This is a genomic window from Curvibacter sp. GW821-FHT09D12, assembly GCF_059416245.1.
On sequence record NZ_JBWKOU010000010.1, the window covers coordinates 194,146 to 208,868 of the forward strand.

Annotated in this window: 12 protein-coding genes and 1 pseudogene; 6 read left to right on the forward strand and 7 right to left on the reverse strand. The window is 67.5% G+C overall.

Annotated features, from left to right (window positions below; all coding sequences use genetic code 11):
- Position 1: 1 nt before the first annotated feature.
- From AC07PT_RS17825 to AC07PT_RS17835, 3 genes are read right to left on the reverse strand one after another with little or no spacing between them, the layout of a single operon-like run.
- Positions 2-1,075, reverse strand: coding sequence for an AraC family transcriptional regulator (locus AC07PT_RS17825; RefSeq protein WP_492346244.1), 1,074 nt, complete (start codon positions 1,073-1,075; stop codon positions 2-4).
- Complete coding sequence (locus AC07PT_RS17830; protein ID WP_494657545.1) at positions 1,075-2,070, reverse strand: tripartite tricarboxylate transporter substrate binding protein; 996 nt, start codon at positions 2,068-2,070, stop codon at positions 1,075-1,077. The genes AC07PT_RS17825 and AC07PT_RS17830 overlap by 1 nt, the downstream gene beginning before the upstream one ends.
- A 54-nt stretch (positions 2,071-2,124) precedes the next feature.
- Positions 2,125-3,291, reverse strand: a complete 1,167-nt coding sequence (locus tag AC07PT_RS17835; RefSeq protein WP_494657546.1) for a CaiB/BaiF CoA transferase family protein — start codon at positions 3,289-3,291, stop codon at positions 2,125-2,127.
- Between the two features lie 265 nt (positions 3,292-3,556).
- Here AC07PT_RS17835 and AC07PT_RS17840 point away from each other — a divergent pair, with 265 nt between their 5' ends.
- Entirely contained in the window at positions 3,557-4,690 is a 1,134-nt protein-coding gene (locus AC07PT_RS17840) for a GGDEF domain-containing protein (RefSeq protein WP_494657547.1), read from the forward strand.
- A 15-nt stretch (positions 4,691-4,705) separates the two neighbouring features.
- Here the strand turns inward: AC07PT_RS17840 and cobT are convergent, their stop codons facing one another.
- Positions 4,706-5,794, reverse strand: coding sequence for a nicotinate-nucleotide--dimethylbenzimidazole phosphoribosyltransferase (gene cobT, locus AC07PT_RS17845; RefSeq protein WP_492346240.1), 1,089 nt, complete (start codon positions 5,792-5,794; stop codon positions 4,706-4,708).
- A gap of 85 nt (positions 5,795-5,879) precedes the next feature.
- Between cobT and AC07PT_RS17850 the strand changes: the two genes are divergently transcribed.
- A complete protein-coding gene (locus AC07PT_RS17850; RefSeq protein WP_494657548.1) occupies positions 5,880-8,438 on the forward strand; it encodes a DEAD/DEAH box helicase in 2,559 nt (852 codons plus the stop codon).
- A 15-nt stretch (positions 8,439-8,453) separates the two neighbouring features.
- On the opposite strand, the gene AC07PT_RS17855 is transcribed toward AC07PT_RS17850, so the two are convergent.
- The gene (locus AC07PT_RS17855) at positions 8,454-9,830 is read right to left on the reverse strand and encodes a glycerophosphodiester phosphodiesterase family protein (protein WP_494657549.1); all 1,377 of its coding nucleotides are present in this window, start codon (positions 9,828-9,830) and stop codon (positions 8,454-8,456) included.
- A 252-nt stretch (positions 9,831-10,082) separates the two neighbouring features.
- Here AC07PT_RS17855 and AC07PT_RS17860 point away from each other — a divergent pair, with 252 nt between their 5' ends.
- The 4 genes from AC07PT_RS17860 (at position 10,083) to AC07PT_RS17875 (ending at position 14,129) form a co-directional block, all read left to right on the forward strand.
- Positions 10,083-11,600: a class I adenylate-forming enzyme family protein gene (locus AC07PT_RS17860; protein WP_494657550.1), complete on the forward strand. Its 1,518-nt coding sequence runs from the start codon at positions 10,083-10,085 to the stop codon at positions 11,598-11,600.
- A 156-nt stretch (positions 11,601-11,756) separates the two neighbouring features.
- Positions 11,757-13,058, forward strand: a complete 1,302-nt coding sequence (locus AC07PT_RS17865; protein WP_492346236.1) for a UDP-N-acetylglucosamine 1-carboxyvinyltransferase — start codon at positions 11,757-11,759, stop codon at positions 13,056-13,058.
- Positions 13,059-13,170: 112 nt separating this feature from the next.
- A complete protein-coding gene (locus AC07PT_RS17870) occupies positions 13,171-13,428 on the forward strand; it encodes a DUF3297 family protein (RefSeq protein WP_494657551.1) in 258 nt (85 codons plus the stop codon).
- A 17-nt stretch (positions 13,429-13,445) separates the two neighbouring features.
- Entirely contained in the window at positions 13,446-14,129 is a 684-nt protein-coding gene (locus AC07PT_RS17875; protein ID WP_494657552.1) for a GNAT family N-acetyltransferase, read from the forward strand.
- A 63-nt stretch (positions 14,130-14,192) separates the two neighbouring features.
- On the opposite strand, the gene AC07PT_RS17880 is transcribed toward AC07PT_RS17875, so the two are convergent.
- Positions 14,193-14,468, reverse strand: a complete 276-nt coding sequence (locus AC07PT_RS17880; RefSeq protein WP_494657553.1) for a type II toxin-antitoxin system Phd/YefM family antitoxin — start codon at positions 14,466-14,468, stop codon at positions 14,193-14,195.
- A 99-nt stretch (positions 14,469-14,567) separates the two neighbouring features.
- Positions 14,568-14,723 (reverse strand): annotated as a pseudogene (locus AC07PT_RS17885) (electron transfer flavoprotein subunit alpha/FixB family protein); the annotation flags it as partial.

Genomic DNA, 14,723 nt, shown 5'->3' on the forward strand with positions numbered 1-14,723 from the left:
CTCAGTGCGGCAGGGCCGTCATGGCGGTGCCCAGGGCCACTGCCGGGGGAGGCGGTCGCAACAGGGTCTGCCGGTAGACGCCCGGAGCCAGACCGGTCCAGCCCTTGAAGGCGCGGTGAAAGGTACTGGCCTCCGAAAAGCCAAGGCGGTTGGCAATGTCCAGCAGGGTCAGCTCGGGCTGGCCCAGGTACTCGATGGCCGCATCGCGGCGCAGGTCGTCCTTGATGGCCTGGTAGCCCAACCCCTCGTCGCGCAGCCGCCGGCGCAGGGTCTGCGGGGTCATGGCCAGGTAATCGGAGACAAACTCGAGCGAGGGCATCTCGCCCGCCAGATGGCGCCGCAGCAGGCGGCGGATGCGCTCGCTCAGGCTGGTCTGGTCGCGGTAGCGGATCAGCAGGCTGGCGGGCGCCTGGTGCAAGAACTCCTGCAGGCTTTGCGGTGTCTGCACCACCGGCAGGTCCAGCCAGCGGGCTTCGAAGCAAAAACCCACCCAGGGGTGGTCGTACACCACCGGGGCTTGAAACAATCGCCCGGCATCGCTGCTGTAACCCTGGTCGATGGGCCGGTACATGACCTCCAGCACCGGGATGCGGCGCGCCACCAGCCACGAGGCCAGCCCATAGGTGAAGAAGCAGAAGGTTCGATCAGCGTAACCGCGCTCGACCGCCCGTTCGCAGCGCCCCACCAGGCGCATCTGGGCCTGGCCCTCGTGCACCACCAGGCGGGGCACGAAGTCGGGCAGCACGCGGTGGTAGTAGGCCAAGCCGGCGCGCAAGGCCTCACCGAGCGTTCGGCACTGCACCAGCAGGCGGCACATCTGGGCAAAGTGTCCCAGCGGCACCGCCTGGCTGCACAGGCCCCACAGTTCATCGCGGGTGTGGCGGCTCAGCAGTTTGATCAGTGCCGCGTATTGGGCCTGGGTGACGCGCGACAGCGGTGAATCGAGCAGCGCCGGCACAATGCCGGCGCGGCGAAGCAGGGCCTGCACATCGACACCGCGGCCGCGCACCCCCTGCAGGATCTGGCTCACCTGCAGGATGGCAATGGTGTGTCGGGTCACCTCGGTCGATGGCATCAGTCGAGTTTAAGGCCCAGTTCCTGCACAAACACCTTCTCGCGGGCCGTCTGCTCGGCCGCGTAGCGGCTGTAATCCTCGGCACTCAGGTACAGCGGCACCTGGTCGTTCTGCTCCAGGGCGCGGTTGAAAGCCGGGTCGGCCATGGCCTTGCGAAAAGCGTCGTGCAGCACCTTGACCACCTTCGGGTCCATGCCCTTGGGCCCGGCCAGGCCAATCGGTGAATTGACCACCAGGTCAAAGCCCAACTCGCGCAAGGTCGGCACCTCGGGCCAACGCTTGAGGCGTGCCTCGCCCAGCGTGGCCAGCACCCGGGCCTTGCCCGACTCAGCCAGTGCGCCCCAGCCCGGGTCCGAGATGACCATCAGATGACCGCCCAACAGGGCCGCGGTCTCTTCGGCCATGCCTTTGTAGGGAATGAAATTGAACTGCACCCCGGCGGCCCGGGCCAGGCGCTCCATCGCGATGTGGCCGCTGCTGCCACGCCCTGTGCTGCCAAAGCTGATGGCGCCGGGCTGCTTGCGCGCATCGGCCAGCAGATCCTGCACGGTCTTCCAGGGCGCGTCCTGGCGCACCAGCAGGCCGTTGGTGTAGCCGGTCAGGCAGATCAGGTAGCTGAAATCGGCCACCGGGTCGTAGCTGACCTTCATGAGGTGGGGCAGGCGGAACAGCGTGGCCGCGATCAACGAAATGGTGTAGCCATCGGGTGCCGCGCTCTGGGCCATGGCAGCCGGCCCCAGGGTGCCGCCCACGCCGGGGCGGTTGACGATGACGATGGGCTGGCCCAGCTCGCGCTGGGCGGCCAAGGCCAGCGCCCGCAACTGCACGTCCGTGGCCCCGCCGGGCGGAAAGGGCAGGATCAGCGTGATGGGCTTGGTGGGAAAGGCCTCGGCCGCCTGCAGCGCCGGGGCCACGGCCAACGACATCAGCAGGGCCAGGCCCGCCCCCAGGCACGCCCATGGGCGCGCCAGCGCTTTCCAGAATCCTGTCTTCATGGTTTTGTCTCCTTGGTTTTGATCGTGAGCATCCGTGAGCAACCGTGAGCAGGCTCAGGCCACCGCCCGCTGGGCCCGCAGGGCCTGGATTTCGTCCGCGTTGTAGCCGGCCTGCGCCAGCACCGGGTCGGTGTGCTCGCCGGGCCGGGGAGCCGGCTGCCTCAGGGCAAATTCGAAGCCGCTCATGCGCACCGGGCAGGCCAGTTGGCGCTGCCCATCGGCTAGCTGCAGCACCATGTCGCGGGCCTGGAACTGCGGGTGCGCCAGCGCCTCCTCCAGTTTCAGGATGGGGGTCACGCAGCAATCCACGCCCGCCAGGTGGTCGGCCCACCAGGCCAGGGGCTGGGCGCCGATCACAGCCTGCAACTCGGCCCGCATCTGCGCGCAACCGGCCGGCGTGTCCGGCTGGTGGCGGGCCTGCCAGTCAGGCCGGCCGATGTGCTGGCAGAACCGGTCCCAGAACTTCTTTTCAAGGGCCGCCACGGCCAGGTAGCCGCCACAGCCCGCTGTGTACACCGCATAGCAGGGCAAGGCCCCGGTCAGCTTGCCCTGCCCCACCGGACTGGTGTGCCCCTGGGTGTTGACCGCCGCCAGCGGCAACACGGCATGGGCCAGCACCCCATCAGCAACGGCGATGTCGACATGACGCCCCAAGCCCGTGCGCTGGGCATCGAACAGGGCCGCCAGGATGCCCATCACCGCCGTCATGCTGCCCCCGAGCAGATCAGCCACCGGCACGTTGGACAAAGCAGGTGGCTGCCCCGCTTGCCCGATCTGGTCGGCCACGCCGCTCAGGCCGGCATAGTTGAGGTCATGGCCTGCTGCATCGCGCAGCGGGCCCGTCTGGCCATAGCCGGTCACACTGCAGTAGACCAGGCGCGGGTTGATGGCGGCCAGCACCGCGTAGCCAGCGCCCAGGCGCTCCATCACCCCCGGGCGAAAGCCCTCGACCAGCACATCGGCCTCGCGCACCAGGCGCAGCAACACGGCCAGGCCGGCGGGCTGTTTCAGGTCCAGGCACAGGCCCTGCTTGTTGCGATTGACGAGATCGCGCACGGCCCGCGCTGCATAGTCGCCCGCCCCGGTGTCTTCGATCTTGATCACCTCGGCACCCAGATCGGCCAGATGCTGGGTGCACAGAGGCCCAGGCAACAGGCGGGTCAGGTCGAGCACGCGCACGCCCGCCAAGGGGGCAGCCTGGGCCGGGCTGGCAGAGGTCACGGGAGGAGCATGGGTCGGAGTCATGGCGGCGGGTGGGTGAAGGACCGGGCCAGTCTAGGCAGCCCTGCCTGCCCCCCGCAATGGCCGGCAAGATCAAAGCCATTGGCCGGAATGTTCAGTGCGCCAACCAAGCTACAAAGCCGGGAAAACCAGCAGATTTGAACCCCGCCACCCGTGTAAAGGCTTCGTATACTGAGATGCGAACCGCCTGTCGCCCAAGGGCTTGACCGGGCGCCACACCCTTGATCTGCCAGAAAGCCACCCTTTGTCTGCACTCGACGCCCGGTCGATCATGATGCTGTCGGGCCTGCTGGCCCTGCTGATGTCGCTGGTGCTGATCTTCATGCGCCGCAGCTACCCACGCCACCTGCGACGAGGGCTGGGCCTGCTGGCCAGTGCCCCCCTGCTGTGGTGTGGCAGCACCGTGCTGTTCGGCCTGCGGGGTCACCTGCCGGAGTTGTTCACGGTGGTGCTGGCCAACGAGATGCTGATGGGCGGCGTGCTGGCCTACCACGTGGGCAATCAGTTTTTCTTCACCGGCGAGGCCCGCTGGAAAGGCTGGACCCTGACGGTGCTGGCCTGCCTGCCGCTGATGATCTGGTTCACCTGGGTGACCCCCTCGTACGACGTGCGCCTGGGCCTGTTCACCAGCGTGATGGGGGCCCTGTTCCTGACCCAGATGCGCTTCATGATGCGCCAGCCCGTCAGCTTCAGCCAGACCGTGGTGGTGCTGGTGCTGGGCCTGCAAAGCGCCATTCTGGGGGCTCGCCTGATCAGCGTCTTTCTGGGGCACGCGGGAGAAGGCCTGATGGAGCCCGGCCTGATGCAACTGGCCTACTTGTCGGGCAATGCGGTGTCCATCCTGATGCTGACCGTGGGTTCGGTGCTGTGTGCCACCGAGCGTCTGCGCATCGAGTTCGAACACCTGGCCAGCCACGACACCCTGACCCAGACATTGACCCGGCGCGCCGTGCTGCAACGCGCCGAAGAGGCGCTGGCCCGGCTGCGTCGCCATGGCGACCCGGTCTCGCTGATGATGCTGGACCTGGATCATTTCAAGGCCATCAACGACCAGTTTGGCCACCAGCAAGGCGACGCTGCCTTGGTCGACTTCACGGCCCGCACCCGGCGCATGCTGCGCCAGACCGACCTGCTGGGCCGCTACGGTGGCGAAGAGTTTCTGGTGCTGCTGCCCGGCACTGACGCGGCCACCGCGCTGGCGGTGGCCGAACGGGTGCGCCAGGCCCAGCCGGCACCGCCCGCGCTGGGCTGCACCGTGAGCATCGGGGTGGCCACGGCCGTCGAGCCCGGCGAATCCATCGACGCTTTGCTGGCCCGTGCCGACAAGGCGCTGTACCAGGCCAAGAACGAAGGCCGCAACGGCGTGCGCCAGGGTTGACCGGGCGGGCCGAGATCAGCCCTGCTGTTGCGACACGCCGGCCGACTCAAAACTGGCCATTTCGGCCAGCACCCGGCAGGCCGAATCCAGCAGCGGCCAGGCCAGGGCCGCGCCCGAACCCTCGCCCAGACGCAGGCCCAGGCTCAGCAAGGGTTCGGCTTTCAATTGCTGCAGCATCAGGGCATGGCCGCGTTCACCCGATTGATGGGCGAACACGCAACGCTGGCGCACGGCGGGGGCCAATTCGCAGGCCAGCAGCACCGCGGCGGTGGTGATGAAACCGTCGACCACCACCACCCGGCGCTCGGCCGCCGCCTGAAGCACGGCGCCGACCAGGGTCACCACCTCGAAGCCACCGAAAGCAGCCAGGGCCCGCAGGGGTTCATGGCGGCCGATGTCGGCATGGCGCGCCATCACCTGCTCCAGCACGGCCACCTTGCGGGCCACGCCGGGCTCGTCCAGCCCGGTGCCACGGCCTGTGCATTCGGCGACGGGCCGGCCCGTGGCCCAGGCCAGCAGCAAAGAGGCCGACGAGGTGTTGCCAATGCCCATCTCGCCCAGCAGCAAGGTATTGCCGGGCAGGCCGGCCAGCACCTCACGGCCCTGGCGCAGCGCCTGTTCGCATTGGGCGGCGGTCATGGCAGGCCCCTCGACCGCGTCGGCCGTGCCCGGCGCCACCTTGCGCAGCAGCAGGCGCGGCGCCCCGGCAGCCGGCTCGGGCCGGGGCGCGAAATCGCGGCACACGCCGCAATCGACCACGGTCAGGTCCAGGCCATGCTGGCGGGCCAGCACGCTGACGGCCGCGCCGCCGGCCAGAAAATTCTCGACCATCTGCCAGGTCACGTCCGCCGGGTAGGCCGAGACGCCACGCGCCGCCAGGCCGTGGTCGCCCGCACACACCAGCATCTGGGGCTGGCGCAGGGCCGGGGCCTCACTGCCCAGGATCTGGCCCAATTGCAAGGCCAGTGACTCCAGCTGTCCCAGGGCACCCAGGGGCTTGGTCTTGTGATCGATCAGGTGCTGCAGGCGTGCGCTGAGGACGGCATCGTGCAGATCGGGCACAGCAGGAATCAGGGGCAAGGTCGAAGGTGAGGCCAGGGACATGGATCAACTCAAAATGGCGAAAACCCGCATTGTCCTCCGCCGGCAGACCGGGGTCGGCGGTCCGACAAGGCGACAATCGGCGGCCATGCCCGCGCTGCCGCCCTCATTTTCTGCCTTGCCCACCTCCGCGATCCCGCGCCGCCCCGGCCTGCGCACCGTGCAGGGCCGGCTCACGCCCTGCCTCACGCTGCAGACCCTGGGCCGCGGCGACGGCCTGCTGGGCTTGTGCCGCGACGGCGTGTTCGGGCCTCGTGGCGAACAGGTCACGGTGGCCTGGGTCGACTGGCTGTACCTGGTGAATGACCAGGCTCTTTGGCAGACCGCGGCCCCGCGCAGCGTGCTGGGCCAGCGCCCCCTGCCCACCGAACGCCTGAGCGACGCCAGCGGTCAGGCCGTGCTGCTGCACCGCGATCTGGCGGCCGAAGCCCAGGCCACCGATCGCCTGCGCACGCTGGGCCTGCACCCCTTGAAGGCCGAGCAACTGCAATGGCGTTCACCCGAGGCCGAGGCACAGGCCTGGACGGATGAGCGCGCCCAGGGCTTGTGGTCACTGCCGCAGGAGGAGGCCTTTGGCGACTTCTGGGCCGACGAGGTGCCCCGGCTGCAAGCCGCTGGCTGGCGCATCGTGGTGAAACCCGGCTTTGCCCACCAGAGCGTGCCGGTGGAAGCCTGGCGCCTGCTGATCGAACCCGACACCGGCGAGCTGCTGGGCCGCGAGGTGGCCGGCCGCCTGGGCCCCCGGGCACCTGAGTCCGCCCCCCTGGGGCTGCCGGCGCGCAGCGGGGCCTGGTTCATGACCCTGGGCGTGGTGATCGAAGGCCAGACCCTGGATCTGGGGCCCATCCTGGCCGACCTGTTGCGCCGTGATGCCCGCTGGCTGAGCACCGAGCGCCTGCGCGGCATCGATGACCTGAGCGTGGTGGCCCTGCGTGCGCCCGGCGGCAAGCGCCTGGAAGCCCCTGCCAGCACCCTCAAGCCCATCGTGGCCGCCCTGCTCGACCTGCTGAGCGACCCGCGCCAGGCGGCCGGCCCCTGGCGCCTGCAGGCGTGGGACCTGCCCCGCCTGGAACAGCTGCGGGCCCCCCTGGAGGCCAGCGGCGCCGCACCGGCGACCGCCCCCGTGCCCTGGCATGTGCAGGGTGAAGACACCCTGGGCCCCTGGGTGCAGCGCCTGCGCCAGGCCGGCAGCCCGCCACCGGTGGCCGCGCCCGCGGGCTGGCCCCTGTCCTTGCGCCCCTACCAGTTGCAAGGCCTGGCCTGGCTGCAGTACCTGCGCGAGCAGGGCCTGCATGGCGTGCTGGCTGACGACATGGGCCTGGGCAAGACGGCCCAGACCATCGCCCACCTGCTGCTGGAGTACCAGGCCGGCCGCCTGCAACGCCCCGCCCTGGTGGTGCTGCCGGCGTCGCTGATCTTCAACTGGCAGCTCGAACTGCAGCGCCTGGCCCCGGCGTTGCGCGTGCTGACCCTGCACGGCAGCGAGCGCACCGAGCACTTTGCCCACCTGGGCCAGTACCAGGTGGTGCTGACCAGCTATGCCCTGGCCTGGCGCGATGTGCGGGCCTTGCGTGAGCAACCCTGGCAGTGGGTGGTCCTGGACGAGGCTCAGATGGTCAAGAACGCCGACAGCCGCAGCGCCAGGGCCTTGCGCCAATTGCAGGCAGAACACCGCCTGTGCCTGACCGGCACCCCGCTGGAAAACCACCTGGGCGAACTGTGGTCGCTGTTCGACTTTCTGATGCCGGGCTTTCTGGGCACGGCCCGGCATTTTCAGCAGCACTGGCGCAAGCCCATCGAAGTCAACGGCGAGACCCTGCGCGCCCGCCTGCTGGCTGCGCGCGTGCGGCCCTTCATCCTGCGCCGACGCAAGGACCAGGTGGCCACCGAACTGCCCCCCAAGATCGAGATCACCCGCAACGTGACACTGCAGGGCGTGCAGCGCGAGCTTTACGAAAGCGTGCGCGTGGCGGCCGACCACCTGCTGCGGCGGGTGCTGCAGCGCCAGGGCTTTGCCAGCTCGCAGATCACCCTCCTGGATGCCCTGCTCAAGCTGCGCCAGGTGTGCTGCGACCCGCACCTGGTGCCCGGCCTGCCCGTGCCCGCCGACCTGCTGGGCGCCAAACTGGAAGACCTGCAGACCCTGCTGCCCGGGTTGGTGGATGAAGGCCGGCGGGTGCTGGTGTTTTCACAGTTCACCGGTTTGCTGGCCCGGGTGGGTGACTTGCTGGACGCCCAGGGCATCGGCTGGCTGCGCCTGACCGGGGACACCCCGGTGAGCGAGCGGGGGAGCCTGGTCCAGGCCTTCCAGGCCCAGCAGGCGCCGGTGTTTCTGATCAGCCTCAAAGCCGGCGGCACCGGCCTGAACCTGACCGCCGCCGACACCGTGATCCACCTCGACCCCTGGTGGAACCCCGCCGTCGAGCAGCAGGCCACCGACCGGGCCCACCGCATCGGCCAGACCCAGAGCGTGTTCGTCTACCGCCTGGTGGTGCAGGGCAGCATCGAAGAACGCATGCTGATCCTGCAGCAGCGCAAGGCCCAGCTGGCCGAAAGCCTGCTGGGCAGCGACCCGGCCGAGGCCGGCAAGTTCAGCGTGACGGAGCTGGAAGGCTTGCTGGCGCCGCTCGAGGATTCAGCCGGCTGAACGCCGGCCCGGCCCTCACAAGCCGCGTTCCTTGCGGAACGCTGTGCGCGCGGCAAAGGCCGTGTTGGCAAAGTCGGAGAACACGCCGTCCACGCCAGCACGGTAGAAGGTCAGGTACTCGGCGGTCGGGTCGCCCTTGTAGAAGCCGGCCAGGTACTTCTGCTCGTTGCGGAAGGTGTAGACGTGCACGAACAGGCCTGCCGAGTGGGCGTCGTTGATCAGGCTGGTCGGGGTGACCGAATTCACATCGGCCAGCGAGCCGGTGTAGCCCGTGGTGGTCGGGAAAGGGGACACCTTGAGGGCCATGACCTGGGGCTTCCAGGGGCCGATGCCATCGGCATAGGTCTTGATCTCGGCCAGGCCGGCGGGGGTCAGCATGCTGCCGAAGTAGCGACCATCGCCGTTGACGGTCCAGCTGTAGGGGCGGCCGTCGACAAAGTTGTACTCGTCGCTGGTCTGATAGATCATCTCGCCCGTCTTGTAATTGACGTCGTTGCCGTCGATCAACTGCACGACCCGGGTGTTCAGGCCGATCGAGCGCATGTACTTGAGGCTGGCCGGGTCAAACGACTGCACAAAGATCGGGGCGGTCTTGCTGTTCAGGTTGTTGTCCTTGATCAGCTTGACGATGGCGTCTTCAAACGGGTGGGTGCCGGTGCCGCAGCCATTGGCCATGGCCTGGGCATTGTTCCAGTAGGGGTTCTTGGCCTCGGGATAGACCGTGAGGGTGCGGCCCGTGCTGGCACTCTTCGCCTTGGCGATGTCGATGATCTCCTGCATGGTCAGGACGGGGTACTTGCCATTGAGGGCGGTGGGGCGCTCGTTGCGGGCATCGTAGGTGGTGCCGCCGATCCACTGCTTGAGTTCGGCCACCGTGAAATCGGTGATCGACCAGTCGCCGGTGTGGTCCTCGCCATCCACCACCAGGGACTTCAGCACCGACTTCGGGTCGCTGCTGGTGCGGTCGCTCAGGTAGGTGGCGGGGCCGCCGTACTGAGCCAGCGAATAGGTCACGGGCACCTGCACACCGGGCACGGTGCGCTTGCGCGCGGCCACCACGGCATTGGTCTGGGCCACGGTGCTGATGTTGGTGTTGTCGCTCAGCCAGGGATTGTGGCGCGCCACCAGCACGCAGTCCTTGGTGAGGTGCAGGTCTTCTTCCAGCGAGTCGGCCCCCGCGTCGGCGGCCCCTTCGTAGGCGGGCTGGGTTTCTTCGGGGTACAGGCCGGGCAGGCCGCGGTGGCCGATCACCAGGGGCTGCGTGCCATCGAGGGTGGTGTAGACGTGCAGGTCGCTGCCACCACCGCAGGCCGACAGGCCCATCAAGCCAACCAACAGGCTCAAGGTGAAGCCGGTTCGCACGCGGCGTGTCTGAAGGGATGCATTTTTCATGGTGTTTTCCTCGCTCCGTGGACAAAACACCATGCTGGAGCCGAGCTGTGACAGGGCGATGTAAAGCCCCGGTCAACAGCGTGTGAAAAATTGGCTGAAAACCTGAACAGCCCGGGCAGGCCATCCAGCCGCCCTCCCCGACAAACCAGACCCCGCCACCGATGATCGCGGCCGAACTGGATCCGGACACCTCGGAGTGGCGCGAAACCTAGACTGGATCGCTTTCAAAGCCCCACCCGACGGAGACACACCATGGACCTGATCACCCTGCTGCACGCCACGGCGCGCAGCTTTCCCGAGCACGATGCCATCCGCTACCAGCATCGCGGCACGCCTTACTCGGACTTTGTGCAACAGACACGCCAGGCGGCCCGTGTTCTGAAGGACCTGGGCGTGCAGCCGGGTGACTGCGTCGCCCTGATGTGCCGCAACACGCCGGGCTTTCTGCAGGCGGCCTACGGCGCCTGGCGCCTGGGGGCCCGCGTGGTGCCAGTCAACCACAAGCTGGCCGCGCCCGAACTGGCCCACATCCTGGGGCACTGCCAGGCGCGCCTGTGCCTCATCGATGGCAGCCTGGCCGGCGTGCTGGAGCGGTTGGACCAACCGGTCATGGCCCTGAGCACCGACACCCCCCACCCCGGCCTGCCCTGCTTCGACACCCTGCTGGCCGCCGCCCAGCCACTGCCCGATGCCGACAACGCCCCCCTGTCGGGCGACCACCTGGCCGAGATCCTGTACACCTCGGGCACCACCGGCAAGCCCAAAGGTTGCCTGCACACCCACCACACCGTGTTCCAGCAGGCGCTGGCCTGCGCGGCCAGCATCGGCATCGGCAACGACACCCGCATGCTGGTGGCGATGCCGATCTGGCATGCCTCGCCGCTCAACAACTGGACCCTGGGCACCCTGGCCGTGGGCGGCACCGTGGTGCTGCTGCGCGAGTACCAGCCCCAGGCCTTCATCGAGGCCATTGAAGCCGAGAAGATCACCATGACCTTTGCCGCCCCGGTGGCCCTGCTGGCACCTTTGCATGGGGTGCCGGATCTGCGCGCCCGCGACCTGTCCAGCATGCGCCGCTGGATCTACGGCGGCGGGCCCCTGGGTCGGGACATGGCCTTGCGCCTGATCGAGGCCTATGGCACCGAGAATTTCGTGCAGGTGTATGGCATGACCGAGACCGGCCCGTTGGGCACCGCCCTGTACCCCGAACACGCCCTGGCCAAGGCCGGCTCGATCGGTCGTGCCACCACCACCGGGGTGCAGATGCGCCTGGTGGACCTGGACGGCCAGCCCGTGCCCACCGGCGGCGTGGGCGAGATCCAGTTCCGCACCGAAGCCATGATGAAAGGCTATCTGAACGACCCGGAGGCCAGCGTGCAGGCCTTCACGCCGGACGGCTGGTACCGCACAGGCGACCTGGCGCGGGCCGATGAGGACGGCTTTCTGTTCATTGCCGACCGAGCCAAGGACATGATCATCACCGGAGGCGAAAACGTTTACTCCAAGGAGGTCGAAGACGCCCTGGGGCCCCACCCGGCGCTGCTGGACGTGGCCGTCATCGGTCGGCCCCACCCTGAATGGGGCGAAACGGTGTGCGCCGTGCTGGTGCTGCGCGAGGGCTTGCAGGCCAGCGCCGAAGAACTCAGCACCTTCCTCGCCCCCCGGCTGGCCCGTTACAAAATCCCACGATATTACGAATTCAGGCCCGAACTGCCCCGCACGCCCACGGGCAAAATCATGAAGCACCTGCTCAGAAGCCCGATTCACTGAGGTCAGGGGGACTGGGCTGAGCGTGCAAACCATCACGACAACCCCGGTCAGGACCCGGCGTTTCAGGCCACCAGCGGCAGCCAGGGGGCTGCGGCTGGTACATTGCCAGGGCTTTGCAACGCCAATGGGCGTATTTCGCTTCAGTTTCCCCAGACCATGTCCAATCTCATCGTGCACGGCGGCACCCCCCTTCGCGGCCGCATCATCCCCTCTGCCAACAAGAACGCCGTGCTGCCGGTGCTGTGCGCCACCCTGCTCAGCGACCAACCCCTGAAGTTGCTGGGGGTGCCCGACATCACCGACGTGCGCAAGATCCTGGACATCTTCCGCACCCTGGGCAGCGAAGTGAGCATGGACCACGCGAGTGGTGTGCTGGAACTGCACCACCAGAACACCTGTTTCGACCCGACGCGCCATCACCTGCCCGAGGAAATGCGCTCGTCCATCATGCTGGTGCCGCCCCTGCTGGCACGCTTTGGCGTGGCCCGACTCGAAGACAACGTGAAGGGTTGCACCCTGGGCGTGCGCGAGATCGACCCCCATGTCGAGGTGTTCCAGCAGTTTGGCGGCCGGGTCGAGCGGGCCGAAGGCTCGCTGCTGGTGCACAGCCCGGGCCGGCTGCGGCCGACCCAGCACTGGCTGGATTACGCGTCGGTCACCACCACCGAGAACTTCGTGCTGTGCGCTGCGGTGGCCGAGGGCACCTCGACCCTGACCAATGCGGCCTCCGAGCCCCATGTGCAAGAGTTCTGCCGGTTCATGCAGATGCTGGGCGTGCCGATCGAAGGCCTGGGTACCTCACGCATCACGGTGCATGGCGGCGCCCGCCTGGGCGGTGGCGAGTTCCGCTTTGACGAAGACTTTCACGAGATCACCACCTTCCTGGCCCTGGGGGCGATCACCGGCGGCGACGTGGTGGTGCGCAACAGCGCGCCGGACAACTTTCCGCTGATCGACCGCACCTTTGCCAAGTTTGGCGTCAAGATCACGCACGAAGACGGCTGGTCACGCGCCAGCGTGCCCGGTGAGTTGCGCGTGCAGACCCCGTTCACCAGCAATGTGCTGACCAAGGTCGAGGCCGCGCCCTGGCCTTACTTTCCGGTCGATCTGCTGCCCATCTTCATTGCCCTGGGCGTGCGAGCCCAGGGCAACACCATGTTCTGGAACAAGGTCTACGACGGGGCCCTGGGCTGGACCGGCGAGCTGTCCAAGTTCGGCGCCCATGTGTTTTCGTCCGATCCGCACCGCCTGATCACCTTTGGGGGCAAACCCCTGAGCCCGGCGGTGGTCGAAAGCCCCTACATCATCCGGGTGGCGATTGCCCTGTTCATGGTGGCGGCCAGCATCGAGGGCCGCTCGGAGATCCGCAACGCCACCCCGATCCGCCGCGCCCACCCGCATTTTGTGGAAAACCTGCGCAGCCTGGGGGTGCAGGTGGACTGGCAGAACGAAGAGTGACCGCGGCTGGCGACCCAGCCGCCCCTTGAGCACGGCCCACAGCCCTGTCCGAAGGGGCGGTCCAAATGCGGGACAATTGCCACTTTACGCATTGAACCGTCCGAGACCTTCCATGAGCGACACAGCCCCGCAACGCCCTGAACTGCCCGACCACCTGTCCATCGACCCGCGCAGCCCGCACCACCTGGCCGCGGTGTTCGAACACGACATCGGCATCCACTTCAATGACAAGGAGCGCTTCGACGTCGAGGAATACTGTGTCAGCGAGGGCTGGATCAAAGTGCCCGCCGGCAAGACCCGCGACCGCAAGGGCCGCCCGCTGCTGATCACCCTCAAGGGCAAGGTCGAAGCCTTCTACAAGTCAACCTGACACCGGCCACGCCCACCATGGACCTCACTGCACTGGACAACCCTTTCTGGAGCAGCCTGAACGGGCCCCATGCAGCGTGGTCGCAGGGTTCGGCCCGAGCCCGACGCTATGCCCCGGGCTTCACGCCCTTGCTGGGGTTTGAGCGGCCCGATGCCCCCGATTTTTCAGACCTCACCCCCCTGTGCGAGCTGGGTGAGCGCTTTTACTGCAAGGCCTGGGCTGGCGAAGCGCCCCCCGATTGGCAGGTGCTGGTCGAGGCGCCGGCTCTGCAGATGGTGTGGACCGCCGAGCCCCCTTCGAACCCACCCCCGGTCGATGCCAGGCGGCTGGGCCCTGCCGACCAGGCGGCCATCGAGGCCCTGGTGAAAGTCACCCAACCCGGCCCTTTTGGACCGCGCACACGCGAAATGGGTGAGTACTGGGGTGTGTTTGAAGCAGATCGCCTGATCGCCATGACCGGCGAACGCCTGCACCTGGGCCCTCTGCGCGAGGTCAGTGGCGTGTGCAGCGCGCCCGAAGCCCAAGGCCGGGGCCTGGCCAGGGCTCTGATCGAAACCGTGGTGTCGGCCCAGTTGCAGCACGGGCAGACCCCGTTCCTGCATGTGATGGCAAGCAATCAGCGGGCGGTGCGGCTATATGAGCACATGGGTTTCAGAACCCACCAGACGGTGCTGCTGCGGGTGGTGGCCCGGCAGGGCTGAGCTGGCGCCACATTGACGCCATCAAGGGCGACGCTTCAAAGACTTCGGAACCGGAACGACTCATCAGACCGGAGCAGACTTGGACCTCAGGCGAGCCAGCACTTGCGCCGCAGGCTTCAACCAGCCCTCCGCCACGTCCTGATTGCCCAGGGCCAAAATCTTCAGCAGCGCCAATGACTCCTGGGTCTCCTCATAGGAGGCCACGTCCTGCAAGACGGCTTTGGCTTGTCCATTTTGAGTGATGAGCAAGGGCTCACGGCTTTCGGTCAGTGGCAAAAGAACCTCCGCAGCATGGGCCTTGAGGTAGCTGATGGGTTTGACCTGAGATGAATAGCGCACGGCAAACCACCGAACTTTAACCGGACTGAATGTAGTCTCTTAAGTGAGCCAAAAAAAAGGCCCATGTCCGAAGACATGGGGCCTTCATCGCGTCAACGATCAGAGCTGGCTCATCAACTCAGGCACGGCCACAAACAGGTCGGCCTCCAGGCCATAGTCGGCCACGCTGAAGATCGGTGCCTCCGGGTCCTTGTTGATCGCCACGATCACCTTGCTGTCCTTCATCCCCGCCAGGTGCTGGATCGCGCCACTGAT

Coding starts and splice junctions, on each gene's coding strand:
- AC07PT_RS17860 (WP_494657550.1), top strand. CDS start 10,083: ATGGACCTGATCACCCTGCTGCACGCCACGGCGCGCAGCTTTCCCGAG.
- AC07PT_RS17830 (WP_494657545.1), bottom strand. CDS start 2,070: ATGAAGACAGGATTCTGGAAAGCGCTGGCGCGCCCATGGGCGTGCCTG.
- AC07PT_RS17825 (WP_492346244.1), bottom strand. CDS start 1,075: ATGCCATCGACCGAGGTGACCCGACACACCATTGCCATCCTGCAGGTG.
- AC07PT_RS17870 (WP_494657551.1), top strand. CDS start 13,171: ATGAGCGACACAGCCCCGCAACGCCCTGAACTGCCCGACCACCTGTCC.
- AC07PT_RS17875 (WP_494657552.1), top strand. CDS start 13,446: ATGGACCTCACTGCACTGGACAACCCTTTCTGGAGCAGCCTGAACGGG.
- cobT (WP_492346240.1), bottom strand. CDS start 5,794: ATGTCCCTGGCCTCACCTTCGACCTTGCCCCTGATTCCTGCTGTGCCC.
- AC07PT_RS17850 (WP_494657548.1), top strand. CDS start 5,880: ATGCCCGCGCTGCCGCCCTCATTTTCTGCCTTGCCCACCTCCGCGATC.
- AC07PT_RS17865 (WP_492346236.1), top strand. CDS start 11,757: ATGTCCAATCTCATCGTGCACGGCGGCACCCCCCTTCGCGGCCGCATC.
- AC07PT_RS17855 (WP_494657549.1), bottom strand. CDS start 9,830: ATGAAAAATGCATCCCTTCAGACACGCCGCGTGCGAACCGGCTTCACC.